Here is a 15,629-nt window from a genome sequence, read left to right on the forward strand (position 1 = left end):
GAAGAGCTGGATCATCTGATCGCTAGCATCCGTGGTTATGGAACTGCGACACCTGCGCTACCTCGTGACCGTGGTCGACGAGGGCACGATCACCGCGGCCGCCGAGAAGCTGCACGTCGCGCAGCCCGGCGTGAGCGCGCAGCTGCGGCAGCTGGAGCGCGAGCTGGGGGTCCCGCTGCTCGAGCGGGGGCCCCGGGCGGTCGTGCCCACCGAGGCGGGACGGGCGGTGCTGCCCTCCGCCCGTGCGGCCCTCGCCGCGGTGCAGGACGTCCGTGACGTCGTCGCCGAGCTCGCCGGGCTGTTGCGCGGGCGGGTCGCGGTCGGGATGTCCACGTCGCTGCCGGACACGGTGCTCGCCGACCCGGTCGGGGACTTCGCCGCCGCGCACCCGGGCGTCGATGTCGAGCTGGGGGAGGGCACGGCCGACGAGCTGGTCGCCCGGCTGCGTGCCGGCCGGCTCGACCTCGCCGTCGCCGGGTTCCCCGATGCCCCGCCCGACGGGCTCGACGGCCGGGTGCTGCTCGAGTCGCCGCTGGTCGCGGCCGTCGCCGCCGACGACGAGCTGGCCGGGCGGGCCGCGCTCGCCCCGGCCGAGCTGGTCCGGCGGCCGCTGATCTGCCTGCCCCGCGGGCACGGGCTGCGGGCCGCGCTGGACACCGCCCTCGCCGCGCACGGCCTGACCGCCCGGGTGGCGTTCGAGAGCGGCGCGATGAACCTGCTGCTGCGCCTGGCCGCCCGCGGTGCCGGCGTGGCCGTGGTCCCCGAACCCGCGTTGTCCGCCCCGGCGGTGCAAACGCTCGACCGGCCGCCGGTCGCGGTCCCGCTGGACCCGCCGGTGCGGACCCGGCTGCACCTGGTGTGGCGCTCCGGCGGCCCCGGCGGGCCGGCCGCCCGGGCACTGCTGGAACGGCTCCTGCCGGACGCCCGGTAGCAGCCGTCCGTCTAGTTCCGGTGTTCGCTGCGCACCGACACCAGCACCCGCACCGCCTCGGCGACCGCCGCCCGCCGGGCCACCCGCACCGCGGTGGCGATCGGGCGCAACGCGTCCGAGCGGGCCACCGCGGCCGACGCCGACAGCGCGCCGCCCGGCTCGTCCCCGGCCGCGGCGGCCAGGATCGCGTCGACCTCGTCGGCCTGCTGCAGCACCCGCAGTGCCTGCGGCGGCATGCCGTCCGGCCACAGCGCCCGCGGCCGGCTGCGCAGCGAGGCGGCGATCTCCTCGCGCACCCCGGGCCGGTGCCGGGCCACGTTCAGGTCCGTCAGGGCCGCGGCGGCGTTGCGCACCTGCGCCCGCAGCTCCCGCTCGGCGTCGTTCAGCGGCACGTACTCGGGCACCGGGCCGGGCTCGGGCACGGCGTGCACGGTCCAGCGGACGACGCCGTCGGCGATCGGGGACGGCACGACACCGAACCCGGCCTCGGGGAAGAGCACGCCCTCACCGGCCGTCGTCGCCTCCCGGGAGAACCGGCCCGGGCCGGGCAGCCCGCGGACGTCCCCGGCCGCCGGCAGCACCACCCGGGCGTGTCCGCGGGGCGCGGCGCGGCGCACGGCGGCCAGCAGCATCGCCGTCGAGGTCGGCGCGGACCCGGGTCCGGGCAGCTCGGTGAGCGCGGCGGTCCCGTCGTCGTCGGCCAGCACGTCGTGCGCCTCCGACCACGGCGCGAGCGCATCGAGCACGTCGTCGGGGGCGGCGACCCCGGCCAGCCAGGCCGAGGCCCACACGGCGAGCGTCGCGGAGGCACTGGACACGGCGGACAGGCTAACGACCGGTCGGGCCGCGCACACCCCGCACGTGGGTGACGCTGCGTACGCAGCGGTCAGCGGCGTGTGACCACGACCGGGTGGGCGTGTCGTGCCCCGGTCACCGCGGGCGCCCGGGGCGATACTCGGGAACCATGAGCCGGACCCACGACTACCGGGGCATGTTCGACGCAGGCGGCACCCGGGCCGCACGCCCCTCGGCGGTGCGCGAGGTCCCGGCCGAGCCGGGGCTCGTCGCGGAGGACCCCGCGAGCGGGTTCTGCGGCGCGGTCGTGGCGGTCACCGGCTCCGAGGTGACCCTCGAGGACCGGTTCGGCGGACGGCGGATCTTCCCGCTGCGCCCCGCCGCGTTCCTGTACGAGGGCGCGCCGGCCACGCTGGTCCGGCCGCAGGCGAAGCCGGCCGGGCGGACCTTCTCCGCGTCCGGTTCGGTGCAGGTGGCGAACCAGCGGGCCCGCACGGCGCGCGCCGCGCGGATCTGGGTGGAGGGCCTGCACGACGCCGCCCTGCTCGAGCGGGTGTGGGGCCACGACCTGCGGGTGGAGGGCGTCGTCGTCGAACCGCTGCACGGCGTCGACGACCTGGCCGCGGCCGTGCGCGAGTTCGACCCGGGCCCGCACCGCCGGCTCGGCATCCTGGTCGACCACCTCGTCGACGGCACCAAGGAGACCCGCCAGGCCCGCGAGGCCTACCGCGCCACCCGGCAGGCCCAGCACCACGTGCTGGTCACCGGCCATCCCTACGTCGACGTGTGGCAGGCGGTGAAGCCGTCGGTGGTCGGCATCGAGGCCTGGCCGTCGATCCCGCGCGGGACCGACTGGAAGACCGGCATCTGCGACGCGCTCGGCTGGGGCGAGCCCGCCGACGGCGCGCGGCGGGTGCTCGGCGCGGTGCGCAACTACCGCGACCTGGAGGCGCCCATGATCGGCGCGGTCGAGCGGTTGATCGACTTCGTGACGGCGCTGGAGGAACCGGACGGCGGTGCCTGAAACCCCTCGCGTGCAATAACGATCAGGCCACCAGGCGGGAAGTTCCCGGCGAATCGCCGTCAGAGGATTGTCCGATTCTGGCAGTCTGGGGCCATGACACCGGCACTGATCTGGCTCCTGATCGGGGTGGTGCTGATCGGCGCCGAGTTCGTGTCCGGCGAGCTGTTCCTGGTGATGCTCGGCGGAGGCGCGCTCGCCGCGGCCGGCGGTGCCGCGCTCGGACTCGGCATGCTGCCGAGCGCGGGGCTGTTCGCGATCGTGTCCGTGCTGTTGCTGCTGGCCGCGCGGCCGGCCGCGAAACGGAAACTGCAGGAACGGATGGGCTCGCTGGAGCGGCACCAGGACAAGTTCGTCGGTGCCGCCGCCGAGGTCGTCGAGCGGGTGGACGGCAGCGGGGGCCAGGTGCGGATCGGCCGGGAGCTGTGGTCGGCGCGGTCGATGGACGGCCAGGAGGTCCTCGAACAGGGCTCCACCGCCACGGTTCTGCAGGTGACCGGCGCGTCCGTGCTCGTCACCGGCCGGGGGGAACTGCCGTCGTCCTGAGGGGCGCGGCCACCAGCCCCGGGGCCTCCGGGGTGGACGTGAGCGCCGGGACCACCGGCGCGCATCGAGGGGAGACCGGATGGATGCCGGTGTGATCATCGCACTGGTCCTGCTGGTGCTGGTGGTGACGATCGTCGCCAAGTCGATCGTCATCGTCCCGCAGGAGTGGGCGTACATCATCGAGCGGCTCGGCCGCTACCACAGCACCCGGGAGGGCGGCCCCGCCATCCTGGTGCCGTTCGTGGACCGCACGCGCGAGCGGGTCGACCTGCGTGAGCAGGTCGTGTCCTTCCCGCCGCAGCCGGTCATCACGCAGGACAACCTGACCGTCAACATCGACACGGTCGTCTACTTCAAGGTCAACGACGCCAAGGCCGCGGTCTACGAGATCGCCAACTTCGTCGCGGGCGTCGAGCAGATCACGACCACGACGCTGCGCAACGTCGTCGGTGGCATGACGCTGGAGCAGACCCTGACCTCGCGGGACCGGATCAACACCGCGCTGCGCGGCGAGCTCGACGAGGCCACCGAGCGCTGGGGCATCCGGGTCGCCCGGGTCGAGATCAAGGCGATCGACCCGCCGCCGTCCATCCAGAACTCGATGGAACAGCAGATGAAGGCCGACCGCGAGAAGCGGGCCATGATCCTCACCGCGGAGGGCCAGCGGGAGTCGGCCATCCGCAGCGCGGAGGGGCAGAAGCAGTCCCAGATCCTCACCGCGGAGGGCGCCAAGCAGGCGGCCGTCCTGCAGGCCGAGGCGGACCGGCAGGGCGAGATCCTGCGGGCCCAGGGTCGCCGCGCCGCCCAGTACCTCGAGGCCCAGGGTGAGGCGAAGGCCATCGAGAAGCGGTTCGCCGCGATCAAGGCCGGCAAGCCGACCCCGGAGCTGCTCGCCTACCAGTACCTGCAGACGCTGCCCGAGATGGCGCAGGGCGAGGCCAGCAAGCTGTGGGTCGTCCCGTCCGACTTCGGCAAGGCCCTCGAGGGCTTCACCCGGATGCTCGGCGCCCCGGGTGAGGACGGCGTGTTCCGCTACACCCCCAGCCCGGACGACGGCACCGTCTCCAAGCCGGCCCAGGACGAGGAGGCGGTCGAGGACTGGTTCGACACCTCCACCGACCCGGAGATCGCCCGTCAGGTCGCCGAGGCGACCGCCGCCGCGCAGGCGGAGGTGCCGCCGGTGGGGGACCGGACCCCGGCCGCGGGCAACGGCGGCGGGGTGTCCCCGGCGCAGCTCGAGGCCTCGCCCGAGGTCCCGGGCGGGGTGACCCACCCGAACGGCACCCAGGAGCAGCCGCGCGGCTGACCGCGCACCCGCGCGCACGACCCGAGGAGCTGTGGTCCGGTCCGGACCACAGCTCCTCGCCGTTCAGGGTTGTTCAGAGACGTTCAGGGTCGTTCGGAGAGGGGCTCAGGGCCGCCCGGTCACCCGGAGGCCGCCTCCTGCTGCTCCGCGATGACCTTCTCGTCCTTGCGGGCGGCGAGGCGCGAGACCTTGAACAGGGCCCGGCGCCGGGCCCTGCCCAGCGGCATGGCCACCCGCCCGATGCGGACGTCCAGCGGCCGCACGTCGAACACCCCGGACCCGCCGAGCTCGTCGAGCAGCAGCTGCTGCTCGTCGGAGATCTGCTGCTCGTACTCCGAGGAGACCGAGCCACGGGCGATCCGGAACGCGGCCAGCGTCTCCGGGACACCGAGGAAGTCGCCGTACTGCAGCAGGCGCATCCACAGGTCGAGGTCCATGATGAACCGGCGCTCCGGGCGCCAGCCGCCCGCGGTGACGAACTGCTCCTGGCGGAACAGCACGTTGCCCGGCTCGCCGATCGGGTTGGCGCCGTTGCGGATCACCCGCCGCGCGACCTCGCTGCCCGAGTGCAGCCCGACCAGCCCGCCGCCCAGCCCGCGCCGGGGCACCAGCACCCGGCTCTGCTCGTCGATCATGTGCCGGCGCGAGGCGACCAGGGCGAGCGCGGGGTCGTCGCGCATCGGCGGCACCTGCAGCTCGAGGCAGCGCGGATGCAGCAGGTCGTCGGCGCACACCAGCTTGACCAGCGGCGCCCGGCACAGCTGCACGGCCCGGTTCCAGTTGTCGCCCTGCGGCAGGGTCTCCCGGTTGCGCTCGAGCCGGATCCGCGGGTCGCGGAACGAGGTCGCGATCTGCCAGCTGGCATCCGAGCTGTTGTTCTCGAGGATGACCAGCTCGAAGTCGCGCCAGCTCTGCGCCAGGACGCTGCGGATGGTCTCCGCGAGATAGGTCTCGCCGTTGTAGACCGGGATGCAGACGGACACGCTGGGCAGGAAGCCGCCGGGCCTCATCGGGTACCTCGCGGGGTCGGGAACGGGCTGGCGGCGCCTGACGCTACCCCTCGGCGTCCCGGGCCCGGACGGCACGGCGGTGCAACACCGGCAGCCGCGACCGTGCACACGACCGTGGTCGACGACTCGCTCGACGAAGGTCGACCGGAACACTCCGAAGGTCGACGGGTGACCGTCCGTTCGTCGTGACCGGCTGGCCGCTCGTCGGTCATTCGGTGCACGACGCCTCATCGAAGGCCGTGCGGACGGTCCCGGACGCCACCGAACGGCGCACCGTCCGTAGACTGCGGCGCTGTGTCCGCGTGGTCGGTACGCCCCGGGGCAGCCGTCGTCCCGGGGGGAATGGGCCGATCGGGTGGCACTCGGAGCGGTACGGGTCACGTAACGCGAGCGACGACGGCGGAGATAAGCCGTATGCCCCCCGTTGTGGGGGAGATCCACCCGGTGGTGTCGGCGTCGTACGCGTCCTCGTCGGCGCAGAGCGTCGTCGTCGCCACCGGACACAGCCAGCTCGCCGCCAGCGCGCGCCCAGACCGATCGATTCGGGGGAGAGACCGGTGAATCAGCGCCCTGACCACGGACCGCACCGACCGAGTGAACCGAGGGTGTCGGTGATCGTGCCGACCCGCAACGAGGCACGGAACCTGGAGGTCGTCCTCCCGGCCGTCGCCGCCGTCCGCCCCGCCGTGCACGAGGTCGTCGTCGTCGACGGCGACTCGAAGGACGGCACCGTCGAGACCGCCCGCCGCGTCCTGCCGGGCGTGCGGATCGTGCGCCAGACCCGCAAGGGCAAGGGCAACGCGATGGCCTGCGGTTTCGCCGCCGCGACCGGCGACGTGCTGGTCATGTTCGACGCCGACGGGTCGGCCGACCCGGCCGAGATCCCGCGGTTCGTCCAGGCGCTGATCGACGGCGCGGACTTCGCCAAGGGCAGCCGCTTCACCAAGGGGGGTGGCAGCGACGACATCACGTTGCTGCGCAAGAGCGGCAACGCCGGGCTGAACCTGGTCGCGAACACGCTGTTCGGCACCCGTTACACCGACCTGTGCTACGGCTACAACGCGTTCTGGGCGGACATCCTGCCGCTGCTCGAGCTGCCGCCGGTCGACCTGCCGCCGCACCCGGACGAGGGAATGTACTGGGGCGACGGGTTCGAGATCGAGACCGTCCTCAACTGCCGGGTCGCCGCGGCCGGGCTCACCATCAGCGAGGTGCCCTCGGTGGAGAAGGAGCGCATGTTCGGCGAGACGAACCTGCGCACCTTCGCCGACGGCACCCGGGTGCTGCGCACGCTGGCGTCCGAGCGCCGCCGCGCCGCCCGCGAGGACCAGGCACCCGCTGCGGACCGGGCGAAGGCCGCGAACCCGGCGCCGCCCGCCGCGGTGGGCGTGCCGCCCGTCGTTCCGTCGGAGCACCGGCGGCCCGCCCCGCGCCCCGCCGGCGTCGACGCGCCGACCCTGCCGGCGCACCGCGGCCGGCCCGCGCCGCAGCCCGCGCTGCGGGATCGCCGTGGTCAGGACGTCGACGACGTCCAGGGGGCCGGGGTCGCCGGTACCGCCGGCCGGGCCGCGGCCGGCGCGGCACACGAGGGGACCGGACGGCCCGAGCAGACCCGCGTGCGGTACGCATGGCGGGAGGAGGCGTCCTGACGGACGCAGCCCGACGGCCCGTGAACGCGCGGGCCCACGACGACACCACCGGCGCCCGTCCGATCGGACGGGCGCCGGTGATCGGAGGAAGGTGAGTGCCGCGGTGAGCGTGCCCTCCGCAGCAGAGCTGACCCGGGCGAGGACCGCGCGTCGTTACGTGGCGATCCTGCTCGTGGTCGCGGGCGTCGTGGCCTGCGGGCTCAACCTCGCGAACGTCACCGGGGGCGCGCTCGGCGAGTTCCGCCTCCTCGTGACGATCGGCTTCCTGCTGCTCGGACCCGGCTGGGCGGCCGCGGGCTTCCTGCGCCGCGCCCCCGCCGCACACGTGTGGCTGCTGACCCTCGGCGTCGGGACCGCCGTGACCCTGATCGGCGGGCAGATCATGGTCAGCCTCGGGCTCTGGTACCCGAGCGTGGCCCTGTTCGTCGTCACCCTGCTGAGCATCCCGTTCCTGCTGCGGCACGCGGTGGTCGCACAGTGAGTCCGGTCGGGCCGGCGCATCCCCCGCGTGACGCGGGTGGCCCCGGTCCCGGCCCGGTCTCCGGCACACCCCACCCGGTCCCCGTGAACAACGCTGCCTCCGTGAACGACGCCGACGCACCGACCGAACGGCTCGAGGTCGCCCGCGCCCGGGCCCGTTCGCGCGTGAACGCCGAGCAGCGGACCGAGTACCTGCCGGCGATCGGCCTGCGCGGGCCGGGGGAGAACCCGCCCCCACCACCCCGGGACGACCACGCGGGGGACGCGGCGGAGGAGCCCGAGCGGCACCCCGGCAACGGCGGGATCGGCGACGGCCTGGCCCTGTCGCTGTGCTCGGCGTTCGGCTCGGTCGCCGGCCTGCTCGGGGTGCTGATCGCGGCGCGGATCATGCCGCAGGCCGAGGTCGGCCGGGCCTCGGAGTTCCAGTCGGCGTTCATGCTGATCGGCGGGATCGCCCAGCTCAACCTCGGCGTCGGCCTCATGCGCTGGCTGCCCGGGGCGGGCCGGAAGTCGGTCCGGCTGGTGTTCGCCTCGCTGCTGCTGATCATGCCGCTGTCCGGGCTGATCGGCCTGGTCTACGGCGTCCTCGTGCCCAGCATCGCCGAGACCGCGGGCGGGGACCGGTCCTACGGGCTCGGCCTGCTGCTGCTCGTGCTGACCTGCGCCGGCTGGGGCGTGTTCGTGGTGCACGACTTCGTCATGGTCGCCATCGGGCGCCCGTGGACGGCGGTGTGGCGGAACGGGACGTTCGCGGTCGTCCGGATCGTGCTCCTGCTGGCGCTCGGCGGGTCGCTGGCCTCCGAGGCGCTGGTGCTGTCCTGGGCGATCCCGGTCGTGCTGTGGGTGGCCGCGGGTACCGCGATGCTCTGGTACATGACGCGGCGCTTCGCCGCCCGCGGCGGGGAGGGGACCCTTCCCAGCCGCGCCGAGGCCGCCGCGTTCCTGGCCCCGACGGCGCTGGCCCAGGCCGGTAACGCGCTGCTCTACAACCAGGTGCCGCTGTTCGCGAACCTGCGGATGGGCAACGAGGTCGGCGCGGTCTTCTTCATCTGCTGGCAGGCCGTGACCGTCGTCGACATGGCCGCGACGTTCTTCACGAACTCGCTGGCCGTGCAGACCGCCCGGGAGCCGCACCGGGCCGAGGAGCTGGCCCGGCTCGCGCGGCGCCGGATGCTCATCCTGTTCGTGCCCGTGCTCGGGCTCGGCGCCCTGCTCGGCTACCCGGTGCTGTCGCTGCTCGGCGAGGGGTACTCCGAGGGCGCCCCGGCGCTCGCGGTCCTGATGGTCGGCCTGCTGTTCCGGCTGATCGTGGTGTTCGAGCTGGCCCGGCGCCAGGCAGACGGCGACGGGATGGGCTACGCCAAGATCCAGCTCGCGAACACCGGCCTCGTCGTGCTCCTCGCCGGGCTGATCCCGCTGCCGGACCCGGCGACCACGTCCGTCAGCATGGTCATGCTGCCGATGGTCCTCGCGTACGTCGGTGCGCAGCTGCTCTGCGCCCTGGCGCTCAAGTTCGTCCCGGCCTGGAAGCGCCGGACCCCCACGGAGGTGAAGTCGTGACGTCGGAGACCCGCCGGACGGGCGGACCCGACCCGGTGGAGGCCGGTGCCGGCGAACGGACGCAGTACATGCAGCCTCCCGGACCGGACTCGCCGACGTCCGCGGTCCGCGGACCCGTCCCGCGCCCGGCCGGGCCGGACGGGCCCCCGCCGCCACCCCCGGGACCACCCGCGCCGCTGTCCCCGCTGTGGGTCTGGGGCGCGCCGGTGCTCGCCGTGCTGGCGGTGCTGCTGCTGCCGCTGGCCGCCGCGACCTCGGACCTGTCCGACATGGGTGGCTGGGGCCTGGCGCCCGCGCTGAGCCCGCTCGCCTGGGTCGCGCTGGCGCTGGCCATCGCCTGCTGCGTGGTGGAGCTGTGGTCACCGCGCCCGCGCATCCCGATGCTGGGCGCCGCCACCACCGTCCTGATCCTCTGCTCGACGGGGATGCCGTCGGTGGTCCAGCCGCAGGCCCGGTTCACCACCGCCTGGCTGATCTCCGGCTTCGTCGACGCGGTCGCCGGCAACGGCGTGCCGCCCACCGGCGTGGACGCCCGGTTCTACTGGCCCGGCTTCTTCGCCCAGTGGGCCTGGTTCCGCGACGCCGCCGGGGCCGACCAGCTGGATACGATCCTGCGCTGGTACCCGCCGGCGGTCGTCGCGGTGTGGGCGATCGGCGTCTACGCCCTGGCCCGCTCGATGCTGGGCGGCACCCGGGCCCCGTGGGTCGCGGCGTGGCTGTTCGTCGGGCTGAACTGGATCGAGCAGGACTACTTCTCGCCGCAGGCGACGGCGATCGTGCTGCTGCTGACCGTGCTGACCTTCGCGCTCGGCCCGCTGGCCACCCGCCGGGTGGACAACGCCGGCGTCCCCGGCTGGCCACGGCCGCACCGCGGCGCACCACCGTTGCCGCGCTGGCGCCGCTGGCTGATCAGTGCCCTGACCCCGCCGAACCAGCCGACGCTGCCCGCCCGGCAGCTGCTGCTGATCTACTTCTGCGCGGCGCTGTGCCTGATCGCGCTCGCCCCGACCCACCAGCTGACCCCGTTCGCGATCATCGGCCAGCTCGTCGTGCTGGCGATCGTGGGCCGGTTCCGCGGTCGCGGCCTGGTGATCGTCGCGACGCTCACGGTCGTGGTGTTCATCCTGATCGGCGCCCGGGACTTCTGGATGACCCAGATCAGCATGATCACCGGTGGGTCCGACGAGGGCGGCGCGATCGAGGCCGGGTTCTTCGACCGGCTCGAGGGCGACACCGGCCAGCTCGTGGTGAAGCTGCTGCGGGTGCTCATGCCCGGCCTGACCTGGCTGCTGGCCATCGCCGGTGCCTGGGTGTACTGGAAGCGGCGCCGCGACCTGGTGCCGATCGCGCTGGCCGGCATCCCGATGGGGATGGCCGTGGTCCAGAGCTACGGCGGCGAGCTGCTGCTGCGGGTGCTGCTGTTCGGCCTGCCCATCCTGACGATCCTGGCGGTCGACGCGTTGCGGGCGTTCGTCCGGGTCGACCGCAAGCGCGAACGCCTGATGGCGGGCGCGATGGTGGTGCTGTTCCTGCTGCTGATCGTGATCCGCGGCGGCAACGACGCCTATCTCGACGTCACCACCGAGGACGTGCAGATGACCCGGCAGGCCTACGACCAGGCCCCGCCGGGGGCGACCGTCCAGCCGCTGGCGACGGTCGGCCCGTACGCGCTCGAGGGCGTGGGCGACCACAACAACATGGCCTCCGGCGGCGACGGCTGCGGGATCCTCGCGAGCGACCCGTTCCGCTGCATCGACCTGGTCCAGCCGCAGACGCTGCTGTTCTACAAGTCGATGGAGAAGCAGGGGGTCGTGCTGAACGGCGAGCAGCCGGGCTGGACGGTGGCGATCCGCGAGCAGCTCATCGCTTCCGGTCAGTACCGGGCGACCTACGAGAACGGCTTCAACGCCGTGCTGGTGCGCAACGAGCCGCTCCCGCAGCCCGGCGTCCCGGCTCCGGACGCCGCAGCCCCCGACGCCGTGGCTCCTGAGGGCGCAGCTCCCGCGGCTCCGGCACCGGACGCTCCGGCCCAGGGAGGGACCCCGTGACCGGATTCGCGCTGACCTGGATCGTGTTCCTGCTGGTCCTGGCCGTGTTCGCGGCCCGGGCCTGGGTGGTGGAGACCAACCGCGGCCGGCTGTCGACGGCCGGATCGGCCCAGCGCGGCCTGACCGTCGCGGCCGTCGGCTCGGTCGTGCTGCTGGTCGTGATGCTGACCGCCAACGGCGGGATCGAGCTGGTCGACCTGCTGATCAACGGCGAGGCCACGGTGACGGCGCCGTCCGACCAGGCGGCGACCGGCGGGCAGCAGCCCGGCGAGGCCCCGCCCGCCCCGGCACCGCCGCCCGCCGACCCGGCGAACTGACCGCCGCTCTCCGCCCAGGTCCCGCCGCACAGGTTCCGGGGAACCCGCACAGGGTCGCGGCCCGCCGCACAGGCCGCCCGGACCTGTGCGGCGGGGTCCGGACCTGTGCGACGCGGGGCGTGCCCGAGGGGCGCGCTCAGCCGGCGAAGCCGATGGCGACGTACTTGGTCTCGAGGAACTCGTCGATCCCGACGTTGCCGCCCTCGCGGCCCAGGCCGGACTCCTTGACCCCGCCGAACGGGGCGGCCGGGTTCGACACCAGACCGGTGTTGAGCCCGATCATGCCGCTCTCCAGGTTCTCCGCGATCCGCAGCGCCCGGTTGATCTCCCGGGTGTAGACGTAGTTGACCAGGCCGAACTCGGTCGCGTTGGCCGCGTCGAGCGCCTCCTGCTCGGAGTCGACGACGGTGATCGGTGCGACCGGCCCGAAGATCTCCTCGTGGTTGAGCCGCGAGTTCGCCGGGACGTCGGTGAGCACGGTCGGCGGGTAGAAGTAGCCCGGCCCGTCCTGGGCCTGCCCGCCGATCGCGACGCTCGCGCCGTTGGCGACGGCGTCCGCGACCAGGTCGGTGACCTTGCCCAGGCCCTTGGCGTCGATCAGCGGGCCGACGTTCACGCCGTCCTCGGTGCCGCGCCCGACCTTGAGCGCACCCATCCGCTCGGCGAGCTTGCGGGTGAACTCCTCGACGACGCCGCGCTGCACGTAGAACCGGTTCGCCGCGGTGCAGGCCTCGCCCATGTTGCGCATCTTGGCGACCATCGCGCCCTCCACCGCGGCGTCGACGTCGGCGTCGTCGAGCACGATGAACGAGGCGTTCCCGCCCAGTTCCAGCGAGCTGCGCAGCACCTTGTCCGAGGCCTGTTCCAGCAGCTTCTTGCCGACCGGGGTGGACCCGGTGAAGGAGATCTTGCGGGCCCGGCCGTCGCGGATGATCGGCTCCATGACGGCGCCCGCGTCGGTCGCGTTGATGACGTTGAGGCCGCCGTCGGGCAGCCCGGCGTCCGCGAGGACCTGCGCGAAGGCCAGCATCGTCAGCGGCGTCTGGGGTGCCGGCTTGATCAGCGACGCGCACCCGGCCGCGATCGCCGGCGCGATCTTGCGGGTGCCCATCGCGAGGGGGAAGTTCCACGGCGTCACGAACACGCAGACCCCGACGGGCTGGCGGATCGTCAGGAACCGGGTCTGGCCGTTGGGCGCGACCTGGTAGCCGCCGTCGATCCGGACGGCCTCCTCGGCGAACCAGCGCAGGAACTCGCTCGCGTAGACGACCTCGCCGCGGGCCTCGGCGACCGGCTTGCCCATCTCCAGCGTCATCAGCAGGGCCAGGTCGTCGGCCCGCTCGTGCAGCAGCTGGTAGGCCCGGTAGAGGATCTCGCTGCGCTCCCGCGGCGGCAGCGCGGCGATCGTGGGCTGCGCGGTGTGCGCGGCGGCCAGCGCGTCCATCCCGTCGGCCGGGGACGCGTCCGCGACCTCGGTCAGCACCTCGCCGGTGGCCGGATCCTCGACCTTGGCGGTGGCGCCGTTCGCGGCGGCACGCCACTGCCCACCGATGAACAGCCCGGTCGGGACGGCCTCCAGGACCCTGCGCTCGTCAGCATTGGTGCTCATGGGCGCAACGTACCGTGGTGAGTCACCCCATAGACAGGAGCGGGCGATCGGGTGACCCGCCATGATGACGACCGTGGCAGGAGCATCAACGACGCTGACCGGACTGCCGGAGCTCGTCCCCGAACCCGTGGAGCTACCCGGACACCTGGCCGCACTGCGTGCCGAGGTCCGCGCCTTCCTGGACGCCGAACGCGCGTCCGGGGCGTGGACGCCGCGGGCCGACGTGTGGCTGTCCGGCTGGGACGAGGGTTTCTCCCGGCGGCTCGCGGAGCGCGGCTGGCTGGGCATGACCATCCCGGTCGAGTACGGCGGGCACGGCCGCGGCGCGCTGGAGCGCTACGTGGTGACCGAGGAGCTGCTCGCCGCCGGGGCACCGGTGGCCGCGCACTGGGTCGCCGACCGGCAGATCGGGCCGTCGCTGCTGCGCCACGGCACCGAGGAGCAGCGCCGCGCGTTCCTGCCCGGGATCGCCCGCGGCGAGGTCTACTTCGGCATCGGGATGTCCGAACCGGACTCCGGGTCGGACCTGGCGTCGGTGCGGACCCGGGCCGAGCGGGTGGACGGCGGCTGGGAGCTGTCCGGCACGAAGGTGTGGACGTCCGGGGCGCACCACGCACACGCGTTCTTCGCGCTCGTGCGCACCGCCCCCAAGGACGACGCCCACCGGCACGCCGGACTGTCCCAGTTCCTGGTCGAGCTGGACCGGCCCGGCGTCGAGATCCGCCCGATCCCGCTGCTCACCGGTGCCCACCACTTCAACGAGGTCCGGTTCGACCGGGTCTTCATCCCCGACGAGCGGGTCTTCGGCGAGCTCGGCAACGGCTGGGCCCAGGTCACCGGCGAGCTCGCGTTCGAGCGGTCCGGTCCGGAGCGCTTCCTGTCGACCTACCCGCTGCTCGCGGCCCTGGTCGGGGAGCTCCGGGCGACGGGCTCCGGCGGGGTCGACGCCGGGACCCGCCGGCGGATCGGCTCGCTGGTCTCGCGGGTCTGGACGCTGCGGACCATGTCGCTGGCCGTCGCCGGGGCGCTGGAGTCCGGGCAGGCGCCGGAGCTGGCCGCCGCGCTGGTGAAGGACCTGGGCACCCGGTACGAGAACGAGATCGTCGACGCCGCCCGGCTGCTGGTCGAGATCCCGCCGGACCCCGGCGCCGAGGGCGGGTTCGCCCGGCTGCTGGCCGACGCGGTGCTGCACGCGCCCGGGTTCACGCTGCGGGGCGGTACGAACGAGGTTCTGCGCGGCATCGTCGCGCGGGGGATGGGGCTGCGCTGATGGGGCGCAACACGGAGCTGGCCGAGCTGGCCGAGTCGATCTTCGGCGACACCTACGACCGGGACGCCACCGGCCTGGACCGGGCGGCGTGGAAGGCGTGCGAGGAGTCCGGCCTGACCGCGCTGACCGCGCCGGACACCGGCGGGACGCTGGACGACGCCGGTGTGCTGCTGGAGGCGGCGGGCGCCTGGGCCGCGCGGGTGCCGCTGGCCGAGACCGACCTGCTGGCGGGCTGGCTGGCCCGGGCCGCCGGGGTCGAGGTACCGGCCGGCCCGCTGGCCGCGGTCGCGCTCGGCCCCGGGGTCGCAGCGGGCTCGCCCGGCGGGACGCTGACCACTGCGGGCACTGCGGTCTCGGGGACGCTCACCCGGGTCCCGTGGGGCCGCTCGCTCGCCGCGGTGGTCGTCGTGGAGGAGGGCGGCCCTGACGGGGAGCGGGTGCTCGTGCTCGACGCCGCGACCGCGACGGTCACCGAGGCCGCCAACGTGGCCGAGGAACCGCGCGACGACCTGACGTTCGCCGGGGCGACGCCGCTCGCCACCGGTACCGCACCGGCCGGGGCGGCCGCCGAGCTGGGGTTGCGTGCCGCGCTGGCCCGCTCGCTGCTGCTCGCCGGGGCCGCCCGCGGCGCGCTGGCCCGCTCGATCGGCTACGCGGGCGAGCGGGTGCAGTTCGGCCGGCCGATCGGGAAGTTCCAGGCCGTGCAGCAGATGCTCGCCGAGGCGGGCTCGGAGGTCGCCGCCGCGGCGGCCGCGTCCGCTGCCGCCGCGCGCACCGCGCAGGGTGCCGGGTTCGCCGCGGCGGAGACGGCGTTCGCGGTCGCGGCGGCCAAGGCCCGCTGCGGGGAGGCCGCCACCGCGGTCGCCCGGATCGCACACCAGGTGCACGGCGCGATCGGGTTCACCCGCGAGCACGACCTGCGGCTGGTGACCACCCGGCTGTGGGCCTGGCGCGACGAGGACGGCAACGACGCCCACTGGAACGACCGGGTCGGGGCCGCGGCCCTCGACGCCGGCCCGGACGGGCTCTGGCCGCTGGTGACCGGCCGGCCCTGAGCCGCCGGTCACCTGTGATCGGGGCTTCGTGG

General features: G+C 74.3%; 14 protein-coding genes. 11 read left to right on the top strand and 3 right to left on the bottom strand.

Going from position 1 to position 15,629, the window contains the following annotated elements:
- Window positions 1-37: 37 nt before the first annotated feature.
- Window positions 38-931, top strand: a complete 894-nt coding sequence (locus BM093_RS24205; RefSeq protein WP_093350029.1) for a LysR family transcriptional regulator — start codon at window positions 38-40, stop codon at window positions 929-931.
- An 11-nt stretch (window positions 932-942) separates the two neighbouring features.
- On the opposite strand, the gene BM093_RS24210 is transcribed toward BM093_RS24205, so the two are convergent.
- Complete coding sequence (locus tag BM093_RS24210; RefSeq protein ID WP_093350033.1) at window positions 943-1,749, bottom strand: hypothetical protein; 807 nt, start codon at window positions 1,747-1,749, stop codon at window positions 943-945.
- Between the two features lie 146 nt (window positions 1,750-1,895).
- Between BM093_RS24210 and BM093_RS24215 the strand changes: the two genes are divergently transcribed.
- The 3 genes from BM093_RS24215 (at window position 1,896) to BM093_RS24225 (ending at window position 4,599) form a co-directional block, all read left to right on the top strand.
- The gene (locus tag BM093_RS24215) at window positions 1,896-2,750 is read left to right on the top strand and encodes a DUF3097 family protein (protein ID WP_425439198.1); all 855 of its coding nucleotides are present in this window, start codon (window positions 1,896-1,898) and stop codon (window positions 2,748-2,750) included.
- Window positions 2,751-2,843: 93 nt separating this feature from the next.
- Complete coding sequence (locus BM093_RS24220; protein WP_093350037.1) at window positions 2,844-3,293, top strand: NfeD family protein; 450 nt, start codon at window positions 2,844-2,846, stop codon at window positions 3,291-3,293.
- A 79-nt stretch (window positions 3,294-3,372) separates the two neighbouring features.
- Window positions 3,373-4,599: an SPFH domain-containing protein gene (locus tag BM093_RS24225; RefSeq protein ID WP_093350043.1), complete on the top strand. Its 1,227-nt coding sequence runs from the start codon at window positions 3,373-3,375 to the stop codon at window positions 4,597-4,599.
- Between the two features lie 119 nt (window positions 4,600-4,718).
- Here BM093_RS24225 and BM093_RS24230 read toward each other — a convergent pair whose 3' ends face one another.
- Window positions 4,719-5,609 carry a glycosyltransferase family 2 protein gene (locus BM093_RS24230; RefSeq protein ID WP_177238676.1) on the bottom strand — a complete coding sequence of 297 codons (891 nt, stop codon included), beginning with the start codon at window positions 5,607-5,609 and terminating at the stop codon, window positions 4,719-4,721.
- 611 nt (window positions 5,610-6,220) lie between these two features.
- Between BM093_RS24230 and BM093_RS24235 the strand changes: the two genes are divergently transcribed.
- The 5 genes from BM093_RS24235 (at window position 6,221) to BM093_RS24260 (ending at window position 11,663) form a co-directional block, all read left to right on the top strand.
- A complete protein-coding gene (locus BM093_RS24235; RefSeq protein ID WP_245773759.1) occupies window positions 6,221-7,258 on the top strand; it encodes a glycosyltransferase family 2 protein in 1,038 nt (345 codons plus the stop codon).
- A gap of 103 nt (window positions 7,259-7,361) precedes the next feature.
- Entirely contained in the window at window positions 7,362-7,739 is a 378-nt protein-coding gene (locus tag BM093_RS24240) for a hypothetical protein (protein ID WP_143105503.1), read from the top strand.
- Between the two features lie 101 nt (window positions 7,740-7,840).
- Window positions 7,841-9,298: a lipopolysaccharide biosynthesis protein gene (locus BM093_RS24245; protein ID WP_143105504.1), complete on the top strand. Its 1,458-nt coding sequence runs from the start codon at window positions 7,841-7,843 to the stop codon at window positions 9,296-9,298.
- A complete protein-coding gene (locus BM093_RS24255; RefSeq protein ID WP_177238677.1) occupies window positions 9,295-11,346 on the top strand; it encodes a hypothetical protein in 2,052 nt (683 codons plus the stop codon). The genes BM093_RS24245 and BM093_RS24255 overlap by 4 nt, the downstream gene beginning before the upstream one ends.
- Window positions 11,343-11,663, top strand: a complete 321-nt coding sequence (locus BM093_RS24260) for a hypothetical protein (RefSeq protein WP_093350071.1) — start codon at window positions 11,343-11,345, stop codon at window positions 11,661-11,663. The genes BM093_RS24255 and BM093_RS24260 overlap by 4 nt, the downstream gene beginning before the upstream one ends.
- A 136-nt stretch (window positions 11,664-11,799) precedes the next feature.
- On the opposite strand, the gene BM093_RS24265 is transcribed toward BM093_RS24260, so the two are convergent.
- Window positions 11,800-13,272 carry an NAD-dependent succinate-semialdehyde dehydrogenase gene (locus tag BM093_RS24265; RefSeq protein ID WP_093350077.1) on the bottom strand — a complete coding sequence of 491 codons (1,473 nt, stop codon included), beginning with the start codon at window positions 13,270-13,272 and terminating at the stop codon, window positions 11,800-11,802.
- A gap of 64 nt (window positions 13,273-13,336) precedes the next feature.
- Here BM093_RS24265 and BM093_RS24270 point away from each other — a divergent pair, with 64 nt between their 5' ends.
- Window positions 13,337-14,542, top strand: a complete 1,206-nt coding sequence (locus BM093_RS24270; protein WP_342743038.1) for an acyl-CoA dehydrogenase family protein — start codon at window positions 13,337-13,339, stop codon at window positions 14,540-14,542.
- The gene (locus BM093_RS24275; protein WP_093350085.1) at window positions 14,542-15,597 is read left to right on the top strand and encodes an acyl-CoA dehydrogenase family protein; all 1,056 of its coding nucleotides are present in this window, start codon (window positions 14,542-14,544) and stop codon (window positions 15,595-15,597) included. The genes BM093_RS24270 and BM093_RS24275 overlap by 1 nt, the downstream gene beginning before the upstream one ends.
- Window positions 15,598-15,629: the final 32 nt, after the last annotated feature.

Source organism: Pseudonocardia ammonioxydans (assembly GCF_900115005.1).
GTDB lineage: Bacteria > Actinomycetota > Actinomycetes > Mycobacteriales > Pseudonocardiaceae > Pseudonocardia > Pseudonocardia ammonioxydans.